The following is a 15840-nucleotide window of genomic DNA, read 5'->3' on the forward strand; positions in this document are numbered from 1 at the left end:
TAATGTAACTAGGGGAGGAAAAAAGATTATGTTTATAGGTGTACCTAAAGAAATTAAAAATAATGAAAACCGTGTAGCACTAACTCCGGCAGGTGTTGTTTCATTCCTAAAGTCTGGTCACTCTGTGTTAGTAGAAAAGGACGCTGGAATTGGAAGCGGTTTCACTAACAGCGATTATGCTAAAGCTGGTGCTGAGATTATCGACAGCGCTGAACAGGTATGGACACGAGCAGATATGATTATGAAGGTGAAAGAGCCTCTTTCAAGTGAATATAAATACTTCCGCCAAGGGTTAATTTTATTTACTTACTTACACTTAGCTGCAGAGCCAGAGTTAGCAGAAGCTCTTAAAGATAAAGGTGTTATCGCAGTTGCTTATGAAACAGTATCTGCAAACAGAACTCTTCCGTTGCTTACTCCAATGAGTGAAGTTGCCGGTCGTATGGCTGCCCAAATTGGGGCGCAGTTCTTACAAAAAAATAATGGTGGACTTGGAATTCTCCTTGCCGGTGTTCCAGGAGTTAACCGTGGAAAAGTTACCATTGTCGGTGGTGGAATTGTTGGTACCAATGCAGCTAAAATGGCGATTGGTTTAGGTGCAGACGTGACAATTATTGACCTAAGCGCAGACCGTCTCCGCCAGTTAGACGATATTTTTGGAAATCAAATTAAAACATTAATGTCCAATCCTTTCAATATTGCTGAAGCAGTGGCAGAAGCCGATCTTCTCATTGGTGCCGTTCTAATCCCGGGTGCAAAGGCTCCAAAGCTAATTTCAGAAGAAATGGTGAAATCAATGAAACCTGGATCAGTGATTGTCGATGTTGCGATTGACCAAGGTGGAATTGTGGAAACAATTGACCATGTAACAACACATGACAATCCAACATTTATCAAACATGGTGTTGTACACTATTCTGTTGCAAATATGCCTGGCGCTGTTCCAAGAACTTCAACAATGGCACTAACAAATGTTACCGTTCCATATGCATTGCAAATTGCAAATAAAGGGGTTTACAAAGCCATTTCTGAAAATGCTGCATTATATCTTGGGCTTAACGTGGCCAACGGAGAAATCACTTATGAAGCAGTAGCAAAAGATCTTGGATATAACTATGTAACAGTAGAAAAGGCATTAGAAAAAGAACTTGCAACTTTATAGTTGCTCTCTTCCCCTCAAGAACGCTTGAGGGGATTTTTGATTATGGGGGATGGTTTACTTGAATCGATTAAGTTACCGCGATACATGGGCAGAAATTTCACTAGATCATATTAAAAATAATTATCTTCAGTTTAGGCAGTTTGTCCAGCCTCAAGCAAAAATCATGGCAGTGGTTAAAGCGGATGGATACGGGCACGGGGCATATGAAATTGCAAAAACAGCGATGGAGGCCGGAGCAAATTACTTAGCAGTGGCCCTTTTAGATGAGGCTATTGAACTTAGAATGTCAGGGATAACCCACCCTATTCTTGTACTCGGGTATACTCCGACACGCTCAGTCAGGGCCGCAATTATCGAGAATATCTCATTAACCGTCTTTGATCATGAAGTACTAGATGAAATTATTTTTCAATCGGATCGTTTACGCAAAAAAGCTATTATTCATTTAAAGATAGATACTGGTATGTCCAGGATAGGTGTTTCTACCCCTAATGAAGCATTGATTCTTGCGAAAAAAGCTTCTAACGCAGCATATGTATATCTTGAGGGGATTTTCACTCATTTTGCCAATGCTGATCATGAAAATAGTGCACCCACCTATTCACAGTTTAAAAAATTTCAAGCAATTGTGGAGCATTTGGAGAGCCATTACATCAATATTCCGATTAAACATTGCTGCAACAGTGCCGCAACAATGAAATTTCCGGATATGCATCTTGACATGGTTCGCATTGGGGTTGCCTTGTATGGTTTATATCCTGATGTTTCGTTAAAAAACCACTCCATTAAGCTAGAGCAAGCGATGAGCTTCAAAACGAAAATCGCAGCGATAAAAAAAGTGGCGGCTTCACAGGCAATCAGCTACGGATGGACTTGGAAGCCAGAAAGGGAAAGTCTCATCGCCACCCTTCCGCTTGGGTATGCTGACGGACTTTCCCGCCTCCTATCAAACCGCGGGAAGGTTTTAATCCATGGGTACAAATCGGCAATTGCAGGAAGGGTGTGCATGGATCAAACGATGATTGATATAACGGATATACAAAATTGTTCTGTTGGTGATATAGTCACCATATTTGGAGAATGCTGCTCTTCATTTCAGCCCGTGGACGAAATTGCCCATTTAATGGGCACCATCAATTATGAGGTTGTTTGTTTAATTGGGAAAAGAGTTCCCCGAGTGTATGACAACTACAGTGAACTAATCAAACTTCCTGGAAATAGGCAAAGTAATTTGTTTACATAGAAACAAAGGCAGCTATCTAGGTAGCTGCCTTTATCATCGCACCGTTATTGTTTCTCCAACTACATTAGGTCTGCCAATTGAATAATATTCAACCGGATATTTTTTTATAGCTTCTAATCGAAAGCAATTTCTCCCGTCAAAGATAACGGGTTCTTTCATTAACTCATGGAAGAGATTTAATGGAACATTTTTAATTTCATCCCACTCAGTTACAATAAACGTAAGGTCAGCATTCATTAGAGCTTGTTCAACCGTTTCTGCATATGAAATTAGCTCTCCTAATACCTTTTTTGCATTTGGAATGGATACAGGGTCATAGGCAATTACTGTCGCCCCTTCATGAACTAGATGCCTTGCTAACTTAATCGAAACGGCTTCCCTGATATCGTCCGTATTAGGTTTAAACGAAAGGCCCAGTAATGCAACTTTTTTTCCATGTAAACTTTGAAATCGGTTTAGGGCCTTTTCCACTAGTTTATGTTCCTGTCTTTTATTCACTTCAATAACCTCCTCAATGAGGTTAAAGGCTTCTCCCGCATCATTACCCATTTGAACGAGTGCGTGGGTATCTTTTGGCAGGCATGAGCCGCCAAAACCTACTCCAGCCTTAAGAAATGATGAACCGATCCTTGAATCCATCCCCATTCCAAATGATACGTCTTCGATATTTCCGCCCATCTCTTCACAAATACTTGCAAGTGTATTCACGTAACTAATTTTTAAAGCTAAGAATGAATTTGATGCTACTTTTATTAACTCAGCACTATTCATATCCGTTTTAAAAATGGGAATCCCAAACGGCTGATATAATTCTTCCAACAAATTGAGGGCTTCCTTACTATCAGATCCAATAATTATCCGATCCCCGTGAAAAGTATCATAAATTGCCGACCCCTGGCTGATAAATTCAGGATTAGCAACGATTTTAAATTTAAGACTTGTTTGTATTTCTGATTGAATCCAATTTTTAACTTTTGCATTTGTTCCCACTGGTACCGTACTTTTCGTAACGACTATGACGTTATTCCGCTTTATTGACCTGCCAATTTCTCTAGCAATCTGTTCAATATACTGTAAATCAAGAGTGCCCTTTTCATTTGGGGGCGTTCCTACTGTAATCATGATAACTTCAGCATCTTCAAACCCGATAGAGGGGCTAGTTGTAAACCGTAATCGCCCCTCCTCCATATTTTTCAACATTAGTTCATTTAATCCCGGCTCATAAATTGGAGGATACCCATTGTTTAAGGTACTTACTTTATGATGGTCCCGGTCTACGCAAATCACATCATGGCCGATGTCTGCTAAACAAACCCCTGTAACCAGTCCAACGTATCCTGTTCCAGCTATGGCTATTTTTTTCAATGAATATTTTCCTTTCCACATTGAGTATTTCTCATTTATTCCTACTTAGTTTATTTTGCCATCCATTTATATAAAATTATTTCATGATAAACCGGTTCAAAAAGCTCGTTGGAATGAAAAGTTGCTATCTTTTTGATTTTCCCATCTATTGAAATACCTTGTGACCTAAATCCTTGAATTACTTTATCAGTAAGTAGTACTGTCCTGCCTTGGAAATATTTTGCATCATACCGGAAATATTGATAGGTTTCTATCCTTTTGTGTATATATGGAACATCTAAATACTGCAGCACCCTCGTTTCTTCCCATGTGTAGAGTATAACAGGCTCATTCATTTTCTCAATATATGTATTCATTTGGTAGACAGCTGGAGGTTCTTTAGCTTCTGCCTTTAAAAGGGTCACATTTTGATTCACCTGATGGCATAGGACGAAAATACTGAGTCCCATTATTAAAAAAGGGATTCTTTCTGAAAAAAGACGTATACACAGGAAAAATATCAACAAGGCCGAGAGCGGGAGCACATGCCTAGCTTTTTCAACATTTTGAGCCAATAGCGCCCACCCAAAATAACTGCTAAATAATAGATATAGGAGGTTCATAAATGGCCATCTTTTTTTTACTTTCTTGAATGCATTATAAAATATATAAATAAGAAAGAAAATATAAATGACAGCACTAAGCACTGATTCCGTTGCAATCCCTGTCCATAAGATATTCTTTAAGGAAAAAAGGAGAAATCTATCAACAAAACCAATATCAGCTGCCTCTACCGTTCCTCCCCAATCATTGAAGTGACCACTGGTAAACGCTAAAGAAAGCTTAATAAAGCCAATGATACTCCCCTCAGAAATGACAAGACCAATTACCCATATGGCTTGAAAGATGACTCCTAAGATCAAGTAATAGATGATCTCTTTCATTTTTAAAAAATCTCTTTTTAATTTCCAATGAAACAGAAAGATTATACCAATCGCAAAGGGCATGTAGGAAAGGCGAATTCCTAGCATAAGACTCAAAAAACCTAACGGGATTAAGATTCTTACATTATTTTTGTTGAAAGCAAAAAGAAGGCTCCATAAATACCACCAAAATGCAGCCAATGCTGCTCCTTCTGACATTGGCTGATTTATCATAATAACACTGTAGCTTGCTGAATATATAAGTGCTGTAGATAAACTAGCAAAGGATCTCTTTATAAATCTTCTGGACAACTTATATATGGGAAAAATAGAACTAGCATAGCAAAAGACATTAAAAATCGTTAATGCTTTTGATGGGTTCATCACAAACAAATGAATGAATTTTCCGCCCAAAATAAAAAACGGATATCCTGGGAAGTGCGGCTGCATGGCCATTAAATCATAGCGCTTCACGGCAAGGGCAAAATCTACCTGATCCCACGAGGCGGTATATGGATTAATAAAATAAAGTTGAGATATAAAAACAATAATTATAGCTACAGTACTTATCACTATTAAAAAGGTATTCTTCCAATCACTTTTGAACAATAAATATCCACCACCCCATCTAGAGAAAAAGTACAAGGCAGCAGCCTTGTACTTTACATGTTCAAAAATTTATTTCACTTCTGTCTTTAGAATCTTGCTTGTCTTTGAATTCGTTTTATTAGTTTCCCTTCTTCCTGCAGGTTTGGAAGAGGTTAGCAATAAAATGGCGGCAAAGTATCCAATATAAGCCAGTACTTCTTCAATAGATGGCATGGAAGAATAGCCGAACAGTGCTTTTAGAAATATTCCAATATCCCCAGATAAAAGCGGAGCCGAACCGGTATCACGAAGATAATGTGTGTAATCAATCGGGTGCTCCGGCAGGAACCAAGTAAGATCATAAACATGAGGAAGAACACTGCCAATGATATTAAGGTCCTGCATCATGGAAATCGCTTGTACTAACAGACCGGCAGATATAAGAATAATAAACGCACCGGTGAGCTTGAAGAAAGTGCTCAATGGTATTCTCATCGTTCCTTTAAAGAACAAATAGGAGACAACGATGGCTATGGCTACACCAGTTAGCGCGCCCCACCCCTGCATGGCTGCACCGATGTTTCCACCTGTGATTGCGGCAAAAAAGAATACGGTTTCTACCCCTTCACGAAGGACAACCAGAAATGAATGGATTACCATGCCCACTACATTACCAGTAGAAATAAACTTATTCATTTTCCCTTCCATGTTCCCTTTTAAATCACGGCTGTGACTAGCCATCCAAAAGACCATTTGGGTTAATAATACGGTTGAAACGAGCATTATGCCTATTTTCAAGTACATTTCGCTTCCCATTGCCGCAAATCCTGTAAACACAATTTGGAATAGGAGGGCTACCCCAACACTTGCCAAAACTGCCAGACCTGCTCCTAACCAAACATATTTATTATACTGCTTATGGTCCACTCTTTTCAGATAGGTAGTTATTATGCCAACAATTAATAAAGCCTCTAACACTTCACGAAATGTGATTAATAGAGCCTGAATTTCCACAGCTGCTTCCCCTCCCCAATGGTGTTGTCACTTTATTTCTATTTCCTTCTTCTACGGATAACAACGATGATTACCGCAATTATTATCGCTGCAATTAATACAAGCGGTATCCAGTTTCGGATATTCGAAATATCCGTCCAGTCTTTTTTTTCAGTTCCTGATTCTGTTGCACTTTCAGAAAAATGCCCGACTTCGAGACTTTTTAAATTGAATTCAGTTTTCAATGAATTTAGAATTTCGTCTTTATTCTTCTTAAATCCATCTAAATTTGCTTCTTTTTTTCCGACACCAAATAAGCCTGGATTCCCCAATGCTTCAAGGGCCTGATCAAAATCCGTTCTGATTTTCTTATCATTCTCAGGTTTTTCTGCTTCCACTTTAGGTGACAACGCATCGTATGTAGCAAAAGCTTTAGCAAGGAGTCGCTTCGTTGTGTCGTATTCAGCAAAGTCCTTTTCAATGCTCTCGAGACGCCTGGCAATATTTAAAACCAGAAGTTTTTCCATATTGTTAATGGTAGCTTCTTTGTCCTTATCTTTTAGGTTACTCAGAATTAACTTAGCAGGCTCTTGGCCCATATGCATATCAATCTCTTCTTTAACAGTTTCAAAGTTCTTTTTAGCAGAATTGAAATTCGGAGGGTTCTCATCAAGCTTCACTACCATCTCTTTGTAGACCTCAGCTACCTTCTCCTCATTCGGATCGCCATAGGAATAGGCAAAAGCACTACTTAGAGGCATGCTGCAAAAAATTAATGCAAAAGTAAAAAATAATCCAAAAAATTTTTTCATTAAGTATTTCCCTCCTACATGGATAATGATAATGATTATCATCCTCGCTGTCAATGCAAGGATTTAGAATGTCACATATTTAACATATTTATCTTACTTATTAATCTCTCTTGCACTGCTAAGGTGTAATTCCCTGTCTTCTGCATAAGATGTTGTCCTATTATCGATCACCTTTTTCACCGGCCTTCTCATTTCTTTTAGAATGGCAGGCAAGACCGATGTCATATAACTACGAAACTTGATAAAAGATTCCCCTGCTTTACGGACCTGATAACGAATCGGGATTTCTTTCATCCGAAAGCCTTTTCTTATTAGATTTAGCGTAACTACTTGTGCATAATTGTAATTATGAACAATTTCTGCTTCTTCCATCGCTAGCCTAGAAAAAGCTCTCATCCCAGACTGTCCATCATAAATCCATTTTCTTAGTAAAAGAGCTTGTAGAAACGTAAAGCAATAATTTCCAATTCTTCTATTCCACTTCATTCCTTTAATAGTTCCAAGGAAACGGGAACCCATTACATAATCAGCGGTCCCCATTAAGATGGGTGAAACAATATCAGGAATCTGCTCAGCAGGGTATTCATTATCGGCATCTATCATGACTCCAATATCTGCTCCATTTAATACACAAAGCTCCAGCCCTTTACGAACAGCCGCACCTAATCCCTGATTTTCAGCAAAGGTATGAACATAATCTGCTCCAGCATTCCAGGATCGTTCTACCGTTCGATCATTTGATCCATCATTTATGACCAAAACTTCAACCTTCACCTTTGGGTCGAAATCTCTTGGTATTTTCTGAATGACTTGGGCAATCGACTCTTCTTCATTAAAAGCAGGAAGAAAGACAATTACTTTTTGCTGCTCCATTGATTAAACATCCTTCCTTATTGCGTCTATTAATACTGGTCCACGGCTGTGACTAGGATATGGTGCTCCTAACAAATAGGAAATCGTTGAAGCAAGGGATACTAAACTATGTTTTTCCTCCACACTTTTTCCTTGTTCAATGGCCGAACCATACATAAAGAATGGTACGAATCTTTCACCTTCATCGAGGTGGCCATGTCCGCCAATCCCATCAGCCTGACCATGGTCAGCACAAACAATAAACGTGTAATTTTCAAGCATACCTCTCGCTTTTAACCACTCAAAATATTCTTTAACTAAAGCGTCAGCCTCTTCAATTTTTTGAATATATTCGTCATATAATACTCCCCGGCTATGTCCAGTTTGATCTGTACTTATTAATTGCACAATTTGCAAATCGGGATTTTGTTCTTCCATGATATTTTTCGCTCGTTCAATAATTTTACGATCGACCAGATCATTGTGCATCACCGCTGTATATGTCTCTACGTCCTTTCCAAAGGAATCAACGAGATGGGCGACCGCTAGTAATGAACCCTTCTTTCCTACTTTTCTTAAAGTGTCGAATACACTCTCAACTTTAATACCCTGCTTCCACACCATATTCGACTTGATTCCATGTTCAAATGGGTAAGTCCCTGAAAACATTGATGAAAAACAAACTACGGTTCTTGCTGGATACACGGTTTCCATTCGAGTATAGTCTGTTCCATTTTTTCTCAAATAATCGAGAAAAGGGGTGTTCGCTTCTTCAAAACGCTCTTTCCTCATTCCATCAATGACCATAACAATAACTTTCTTATTTATTGCATCTGTCCGCTCTTCAACATTAGAAGTAAAGGAAGGGATAATCTTCGGCTTCCAATCGAACAGATTTTTATGGAGAATCCAAGAAAATAATAGAATCCCTAAATAGAAGAAAACGATGACTCCTATTTCACTTCCCGACCAGGTTTGCTTCTCTATAGTCAAATTCCAAAGTGATAATAACAACAGAAACTTTGGCAGTTGCTCTTGGGCATTCCCACTTGTTGAATCACTATTTTTTAGAACGAGCTTCCAGAATCGGGTAAAATTCAGCCATGAGGTACCAATTCGCAAATGATAATAAAATGTACCCCAAAAAAAGACTGTAAAGAAGAAATATAAACCGATGCCAGTAAAAAGCAAACTAAGATTCACATGATCCCAAATGATAAGAAAGGCTATAAATGGGATCCATAAATAATTTCTAAGAAATAACGGAAAATCGTAGAGATAGTAAATAATTAATAGAGGTAAAATGGCTAATAACCCTAAGAGTAGATCTAAACTGTAAGAAAGGGATCCCAACTTAAATAGGGAATAAATCAGCATGGTACCGATCGTAAATATTGGAGTAAACGGCTTCCCTTCATTCAGTAGGTTCCAACACCTCGCCGCCACTTTTTCAAAAGAAGATGCTTTTTTCATTTTTGTCTTCCTCTCATTCTTAAAAACAAATGTATTTGTCTAATATTTAATGCAGGTGATAGTATCAAAAGCAGAATCCCAACAAAGTAGGAGAAAATAAACTTATAGCTATGGCTAATAAGAGCAACCATATATCCATCCTTTATCGGAAAGCCAAAGCTTGTTAGTGCCGCGGTCATGACTGATTCGTATGTAGATATTCCTCCGGGCGTTATTTGAAATACCTGCCCGCCGACAGTAATAGAATTAGCCCAAATGGCTTTATAAATAGAAAGACCATCACCTAACGAAGCTGTTACTCCCCACAATACAGCGCCTTCCATAGCCCAGCTTAATCCAATTAAGAAAAAAATATAAACAAAATTCCAGCCCTTAAAGTTTGTTCTTAATATTAAGATATGCTTTTCCACAAAGTGTGGACAGTATTTAAAGAATATAAATCCACCTATTAGACTGCTTAAACCTAAAATAAGTACAACTGCTAAAGACAAGTGGAAGATAAATACTTTGGAAAAGGCAACCAGTCCGATCATGGAAAATAACATCAGGAACAACATATCAAGCGATCTGAGCACAACTACAGAATGGGCAGAAATATCAGGCGTAATGTCTTTTTCCTTCCAGGACAACACCCCGACCCTGACCGCATCCCCAACCTTGATAGGAGTAATATGATTTACAAAAAGACTTAAGAGAATGCCTTGTAAACAGCTAATAAATTTGGCTTTCTTTCCTAGATATAATCTCCACGCCTCAGCTCTTAGCATAAATGAGGATAGATAACTCACACTAACAAGGATGATAATCAAAGGATGATCCAAGAAAAACTTTTTGGAACTATTTAAGAAGTTTTCAGCATGAAAATATCGCCATGACAACATGATAAAAATCCCTACTAGGATTATTCCTGTCACTTTAACCAAAGGTTTAACTGATTTCCGAAACATGGTTTTTGGCCCATTCTATCGTTTTAGCAAGTCCCTCTGAGAAAGATATAGATGGGGAAAATCCAAGCTGTTGATGTGCCTTCGAAATATCCGCCCAGGTGGAATTGACATCCCCTTGGCGAATTCCTCCTTGTTTTACAGTTACATCAGGGAAGTGCTCCTTTAAATACTCAACTAGTTCTTCAATAAAGATCGGTTTACCAGACCCAATATTATAGGTACCGACTCTTTCAGGTTGGTTAAAAGCGCTAATAATCCCCGCTATGCAATCATCTATATATGTATAGTCTCTAGCCGTTCTATTTCCAAACAAAGTAATGTCCTTTTTATGCAGCAAATTTTTAATAAACCCTGTAATGGCCATATCGGGCCTACCCCATGGTCCATAAACCGTAAAAAAGCGAAGAATGGAAATTTTATAGTCAAATAATGATGAATAGGCATGACAAAACGATTCAGCCCCAAACTTAGCTGCCGCATAAGGAGATACCACCTTTCCCATCGCCATCTCTTCTTGAAGCGGAGCGTTCTTTTGTTCACCGTAAACCGATGAGGAAGAAGCAAAAATAAAATGTTTTACATTTGATTGACCCGCAAATCGCAGTGCATTAACGGTGGCTTTAATATCGTAGTCAACATACTCATTCGGGGCCGATATTGAATGTGATACACCGGGAATTGCTGCTAGGTGGATGACCATTTCCGGCTTGTAGGAAAGAAAGATTTCCTTTACTTCCGCTTCGTCATGTAGAAGACTTTTTTGAAAGAACGCGAACTCTCCTGCCTCACGCACAAATTCCAGCTGTCGTTTTTTCCTGGCAACAGAATAGTACGGATGCAGTTCATCGATGATTAAAACCTCATGACCTCCCTTTAACAATCTCCGCGTAAGATGAGAGCCAATAAACCCAGCTCCCCCAGTTACAATTACTTTCACTGAAATACACCTCTATACCTTCTCATTTCAACTCATTTTATAGCCTATTCTCTCATATCCGAGAAAAAGGAAAAACCTTGTGTTTAATAACCAAGGTTTTTCCTCTGCATTATTTCGCTTTTTCTACGATTGTATTCAGAGTGGAAATTAACTCGTTCAATTGTGCTTCACCGGCAGCTTTATCTTTAGCTTTTGCTGTTTCAACATATTTCTGTGCTTTTTCAGTTAACGTCTTATAAGCATCTTCTCCAAGAAGTGTCTTGATATCTTCACCGATGATATCAATAAATAACGCACCCTCTAAACCAGTAATAACTGCTTTATCTTCACCGAATAATTCTTTACTTTCACCATACTCAGAAATGGCAGTTTTCGCAAAGCCACGAACGAATGCTTTATTAACACCAGCTGGATCAATAGCTTTTACATCAGATTCAAGATTAAATTGTTTTTCAATCAATGCAGCTTCTTCCGGTGCATTCTTGTTCATATAGCTAGATAAAGATTGGAAGAATGCCCAGCCTTCGGCCTGTTCTACTTTAGCAAGTGCTGCGTCCTTCCCCGCTTCAGCAGCCGTCTTTGTCGCGTATCCGTTTGGAAGTGCGCCAGTGGCTAGATAGAAGGTCTTCATTAATGTTTTGTCAACCACTTGCTTACCAAGGTTAAAGCTTAGTAGATCATTGTTTTTAACCGCTGTTTCAATTTCACTAAATCCGCCATCAATTACACTTACAAGGGTAGTTCCATATGCAGCATCACGTTTTTCTACAGTTGTTTTAAGAATCGCATAATATCCTTTTGCTTCTTCTAGTTCTTCATTCACTTCTTCTGTTTTACCCCATTTTTCAGTTACTTCGGTAAAATCGTGTTTAATAGATGTATAAAATACCTTTTGCATTAATTTATCAAAGAGTTGTTTGACAACTACTTTGTCCATTGAACCGTCTTTACCTGCCGTAAGGGCTGTAGTGATTTTTTCATCGATTGTGTCTTCAAATTCTGCGTCTCGCTGTTTAACCAACTCTTTTAAATTCTTATTATATAAATCTGTAACTTTATCAAAATCTACTTCTTTTCCTTCTTTTGCTTTTTCCAGTTCCGTAACAGCTTCTGTAAATACAACAGAATACTCTACTTTTTCTTTTTCTTCAGCTTCTTTCTTCTCTGATGCTTTTTCCTTGTTCTCTACCTTTGGTTTACTAGCGGTTTCTTCCGCTTTCCCACAAGCACCAAGAACTAATGAAAGTGCTGCCATTGCTGCTAGAAGTTTAAATTTGATTGACATCGTGATTCTCCCCCGGTTTGTATAATTTTTATATTTGATAATGATTATCATTCACAATTATGATTATAAAGAGAATGATTATCAGTGTCAACCGGTTTATTAATTTGTAACAAATTAGTCACTTTTTCAACCTATTTATATTAAAAAGCTATCTTGGCTTACAAGATAGCTTTACAGATTGTCGGGAAAGGTTATTTTTCTTGGCAATTTTTTATTTCCCAGCATTAAATTATTCATTGTACCTGCTAATGGGCCTGTTGATTTCCGCTCCAATCAACAGGGAGGTAAAACAACCTAAAGCATCGCGACATACTTTCCCTACTAATTGTGTTGCAATCTTTTTATTTTGACAGGTCGCGGAATAGCTCCTTCTTATTGACCTCGGCAGTGACTTTTTAACGGGAATAGGCTTTATAAACCCTTTTTATCAACATCGCCTCTTTGGGCTTAAACATTGACTTCATCGCTTATTCTTTATTTTTTTTCATGAGTTGAGGGTATTAAATTAATATTACACTCTGTTGATTGGCACGGAAGGCACGAAGACTCCCGCGGGAGTACGGGACAGGGGAGACCCCGCAGGCGCTTTAGCGCCGAGGAGGCTCCCCGGAACGCCCGCGGAAAGCGAAGTGCCTGGAGCGCCAATCAACAGACATGTTCACAGTCTAATGATTTGTTAAAGTTCTAATAGAAAATAAGAGGCTGTCAAAAGTTTCTTAGACAGCCTAAAAAGCTATCTTGGCTGACAAGATAGCTATAACACACAATAAAAATCGACTCTTATTTCACTTTCTCATTAATGATTTCCTCAAGGTCACTCCAATTTACTATTCTCGGTAAATTTAAATGCCGATTATAGGATTGATCCCTGAGAAAAATCTTAATTGATTCGTTTAATAATGTATTTAAAACCTCTGGTTTATCGTCAAAGTAATATTCAAGATTTAATTTCTTAATGATTTCTACCTTTTCATGATCCTGCATTCCATAAAAGAATCGCTCATCGTGAACAGGAAAACCGTTTTCTTTTAACCATTTCTTCGTTCGTTCCCCATGCTCTTTTGGTCTTGCAGTTATATAATAAATTTCATGGCCCATCTTCTCTAGTTGTTGTAAAGTTTCAACAGCATCTGGAAAAGGAGGACAAGATGTATAATAAATTTCTTCTAAAGAACTGCGCCACATTTCATTCCCTTGTTCATCATCTAATCCAAAGGGTTCATGTATCTCAACACGTTTTAAGTTATGAAAAACTTCGATTGGTACATTTTGATTCAACCTTTGATTATAAATATTAAAGGCATGTTCGCGCAGATTTATTAAGGTATCATCAATATCAAAACCAAATCTCATCACAAAGTTCCCTCTTTTGAATAACTCGGATATCCAATAAATTTAAAGTCTTTTCCTATTTTAATGATCGATGTATCGATTAAATCCACTGCATCTGCCATTTTCTCAATTCCTGCCCCTTCCAAGAAAGTAGGTGCATCCTTTCCACCAATTAGTTTTGGTGCAAAATAGAGGATGACTTTATCAATACATTTCTTTTCAAGGAAAGCTGCGTTAATACTTCCTCCGCCTTCAATTAACACCGAGGAGACCAGGTTATCTCCTAATATTTGAACAACTTCTTCTGGTTCAACTTTTTCCAATCCATTCGTTGCAAAAACTTTTATTCCAAAAGACTTTAATATTTTTTCCTTTTCCTGATCATAATTCTTACTTGTAAATATCCAAGTTTCTGCAAGATTATCGGTAATTACCTTTGATTCTAAAGGAATTTTTAAAGTAGAATCCAGAATCACTCGAATTGGATTTCTCCCATTTGGAATTCTCGTCGTTAATTCAGGGTTATCTTTTATTACTGTATTGACGCCTACGAGTATGGCCATATTTTCATTTCTTAGATGATGGACATCGTTCCTGGATTCTTCCGAAGTAATCCATTTACTGTTTGATGCGTAAGTTGCTATTTTTCCATCTAAAGTAATTCCTGATTTTAAAGTCACAAATGGTTTTTTCTCGACGATGAATTTATTAAATACTTCATTCATCCTTTGAGATTCCTCTTGATGAACCCCAATTGTCACTTCGATTCCTGCATCTTTTAGGATGTTGACTCCATTCCCGGAAACTACAGGGTTCGGATCTAGTGTCGCTATAACCACTCTTTCAATACCAGCTTCTACGATTGCGATCGCACATGGGCCTGTCCTGCCATAATGGGAACAAGGTTCTAACGTGACATAGATGGTCCCGCCCTTTGCAGCTTCGCCAGCCATGCGAATGGCGTGAATCTCAGCATGCGGCTCCCCAGCCTTTAAATGGGCTCCTATTCCCACAACTCGGTTATCATTCACAATTACAGCCCCAACTAATGGATTTGGGTCTGTTTGGCCTTTCATTGCTTTTGCATTTTTTAGTGCTAATTCCATATAGAATTCATGATTAGTCATTTGGACCTTTCCCCTTATCTCTTATATGTCCAGATTTATTTACTTTGGTCTGCAGATATTTTTCGTTATACTCTGATACATCCCCCCATAAAGGCTTTCTGCTTGTTACCTCTAAACCGGCATTTTTTAAGGCCTCCAACTTTTTAGGATTGTTCGTCATAAGTGTGATAGGTTTAGAGCGCAGTGCTTTAAGGACCTGAATCGCATCTCCGTAGTTTCTGGAATCATCTACAAAACCAAGGCCTTCATTTGCTTCAACCGTGTCATACCCGTTTTCTTGAAGAACATAGGCCATAGCCTTGCTAAATAAACCAATCCCTCTTCCTTCATGGTTTGCTAGATAAAATAGGGCTCCATTACCATGTTCTGAGATCATTTTCATCGACTGTTTTAATTGGAAACCACAATCACAACGCTTGCTCCCAAAAATATCGCCCGTATGGCAAATCGAATGAAATCTTATGATTGCATCGTCTGCATATTCAAAGTCCCCGTATACTAAAACGCTGGATTGTTGATATTCTGCTAAATTTGCTGACGATAATTTATCAATTATTCGTTCAAAATCCTCTGTTACTTCATCACAGTTTAGCCAGCAATACCATTTAAAAACTACGGTTTCTCCATATAAATTAACTGGAAGTCTGATCGGACCTACTAAATATATCGCCCCTTTTTGTGTTTTAATTAATTGAATTTTATCTTCTAATACAGAGAGAACATTAGGGCTGAGCGTTTGTTTCATCGGATTTATCCCCTTTTTAGTATAGTGTTTACTACATTAACCGATACATTCATGAACAATTCCATCCTCAATTGCGA

General features: G+C 38.2%; 14 protein-coding genes. 2 read left to right on the forward strand and 12 right to left on the reverse strand.

What is annotated here, in order from left to right:
* The first annotated feature begins 28 nt into the window (after positions 1 to 28).
* Positions 29 to 1162: an alanine dehydrogenase gene (ald, locus tag RCG22_RS10055; RefSeq protein ID WP_308106707.1), complete on the forward strand. Its 1134-nt coding sequence runs from the start codon at positions 29 to 31 to the stop codon at positions 1160 to 1162.
* A gap of 58 nt (positions 1163 to 1220) precedes the next feature.
* Entirely contained in the window at positions 1221 to 2405 is a 1185-nt protein-coding gene (gene alr, locus RCG22_RS10060) for an alanine racemase (protein ID WP_374049439.1), read from the forward strand.
* A gap of 33 nt (positions 2406 to 2438) precedes the next feature.
* Here the strand turns inward: alr and RCG22_RS10065 are convergent, their stop codons facing one another.
* From RCG22_RS10065 to RCG22_RS10120, 12 genes are all read right to left on the reverse strand, one after another.
* Complete coding sequence (locus tag RCG22_RS10065) at positions 2439 to 3791, reverse strand: UDP-glucose dehydrogenase family protein (RefSeq protein ID WP_308106709.1); 1353 nt, start codon at positions 3789 to 3791, stop codon at positions 2439 to 2441.
* 29 nt (positions 3792 to 3820) lie between these two features.
* Positions 3821 to 5281, reverse strand: a complete 1461-nt coding sequence (locus RCG22_RS10070; protein WP_308106710.1) for a glycosyltransferase family protein — start codon at positions 5279 to 5281, stop codon at positions 3821 to 3823.
* Between the two features lie 69 nt (positions 5282 to 5350).
* Entirely contained in the window at positions 5351 to 6274 is a 924-nt protein-coding gene (locus RCG22_RS10075) for an FTR1 family iron permease (RefSeq protein WP_098260798.1), read from the reverse strand.
* Positions 6275 to 6312: 38 nt separating this feature from the next.
* Positions 6313 to 7065 carry a hypothetical protein gene (locus tag RCG22_RS10080; protein WP_308106711.1) on the reverse strand — a complete coding sequence of 251 codons (753 nt, stop codon included), beginning with the start codon at positions 7063 to 7065 and terminating at the stop codon, positions 6313 to 6315.
* 93 nt (positions 7066 to 7158) lie between these two features.
* A complete protein-coding gene (locus RCG22_RS10085; RefSeq protein ID WP_308106712.1) occupies positions 7159 to 7938 on the reverse strand; it encodes a glycosyltransferase family 2 protein in 780 nt (259 codons plus the stop codon).
* Between the two features lie 3 nt (positions 7939 to 7941).
* Positions 7942 to 9390, reverse strand: coding sequence for an alkaline phosphatase family protein (locus RCG22_RS10090; protein ID WP_308106713.1), 1449 nt, complete (start codon positions 9388 to 9390; stop codon positions 7942 to 7944).
* Entirely contained in the window at positions 9387 to 10337 is a 951-nt protein-coding gene (locus tag RCG22_RS10095) for a lysylphosphatidylglycerol synthase transmembrane domain-containing protein (protein ID WP_308106714.1), read from the reverse strand. The genes RCG22_RS10090 and RCG22_RS10095 overlap by 4 nt, the downstream gene beginning before the upstream one ends.
* Positions 10318 to 11274 carry an NAD-dependent epimerase/dehydratase family protein gene (locus RCG22_RS10100; RefSeq protein WP_308106715.1) on the reverse strand — a complete coding sequence of 319 codons (957 nt, stop codon included), beginning with the start codon at positions 11272 to 11274 and terminating at the stop codon, positions 10318 to 10320. Before RCG22_RS10100 ends, RCG22_RS10095 begins: the two co-directional genes overlap by 20 nt.
* 109 nt (positions 11275 to 11383) lie before the next feature.
* A complete protein-coding gene (locus RCG22_RS10105) occupies positions 11384 to 12559 on the reverse strand; it encodes a hypothetical protein (protein WP_308106716.1) in 1176 nt (391 codons plus the stop codon).
* A gap of 780 nt (positions 12560 to 13339) precedes the next feature.
* Positions 13340 to 13912: a 5' nucleotidase, NT5C type gene (locus tag RCG22_RS10110; RefSeq protein WP_308107125.1), complete on the reverse strand. Its 573-nt coding sequence runs from the start codon at positions 13910 to 13912 to the stop codon at positions 13340 to 13342.
* A complete protein-coding gene (gene ribD / locus RCG22_RS10115) occupies positions 13912 to 15018 on the reverse strand; it encodes a bifunctional diaminohydroxyphosphoribosylaminopyrimidine deaminase/5-amino-6-(5-phosphoribosylamino)uracil reductase RibD (RefSeq protein WP_308106717.1) in 1107 nt (368 codons plus the stop codon). Before ribD ends, RCG22_RS10110 begins: the two co-directional genes overlap by 1 nt.
* The gene (locus tag RCG22_RS10120; RefSeq protein WP_308106718.1) at positions 15011 to 15763 is read right to left on the reverse strand and encodes a GTP cyclohydrolase II; all 753 of its coding nucleotides are present in this window, start codon (positions 15761 to 15763) and stop codon (positions 15011 to 15013) included. Before RCG22_RS10120 ends, ribD begins: the two co-directional genes overlap by 8 nt.
* Between the last annotated feature and the right edge of the window lie 77 nt (positions 15764 to 15840).

Origin of the sequence: Neobacillus nitrireducens (genome assembly GCF_030915405.1) — a bacterium.
Classification (GTDB): Bacteria; Bacillota; Bacilli; order Bacillales; family Cytobacillaceae; genus Neobacillus.

Excerpts from the sequence above, each read along its gene's own strand:
- ald (WP_308106707.1), top strand. The coding sequence starts at position 29 with ATGTTTATAGGTGTACCTAAAGAAATTAAAAATAATGAAAACCGTGTA.
- RCG22_RS10065 (WP_308106709.1), bottom strand. The coding sequence starts at position 3,791 with ATGTGGAAAGGAAAATATTCATTGAAAAAAATAGCCATAGCTGGAACA.
- RCG22_RS10080 (WP_308106711.1), bottom strand. The coding sequence starts at position 7,065 with ATGAAAAAATTTTTTGGATTATTTTTTACTTTTGCATTAATTTTTTGC.
- RCG22_RS10085 (WP_308106712.1), bottom strand. The coding sequence starts at position 7,938 with ATGGAGCAGCAAAAAGTAATTGTCTTTCTTCCTGCTTTTAATGAAGAA.
- RCG22_RS10090 (WP_308106713.1), bottom strand. The coding sequence starts at position 9,390 with ATGAAAAAAGCATCTTCTTTTGAAAAAGTGGCGGCGAGGTGTTGGAAC.
- RCG22_RS10095 (WP_308106714.1), bottom strand. The coding sequence starts at position 10,337 with ATGTTTCGGAAATCAGTTAAACCTTTGGTTAAAGTGACAGGAATAATC.
- RCG22_RS10105 (WP_308106716.1), bottom strand. The coding sequence starts at position 12,559 with ATGTCAATCAAATTTAAACTTCTAGCAGCAATGGCAGCACTTTCATTA.
- RCG22_RS10110 (WP_308107125.1), bottom strand. The coding sequence starts at position 13,912 with ATGAGATTTGGTTTTGATATTGATGATACCTTAATAAATCTGCGCGAA.
- ribD (WP_308106717.1), bottom strand. The coding sequence starts at position 15,018 with ATGACTAATCATGAATTCTATATGGAATTAGCACTAAAAAATGCAAAA.
- RCG22_RS10120 (WP_308106718.1), bottom strand. The coding sequence starts at position 15,763 with ATGAAACAAACGCTCAGCCCTAATGTTCTCTCTGTATTAGAAGATAAA.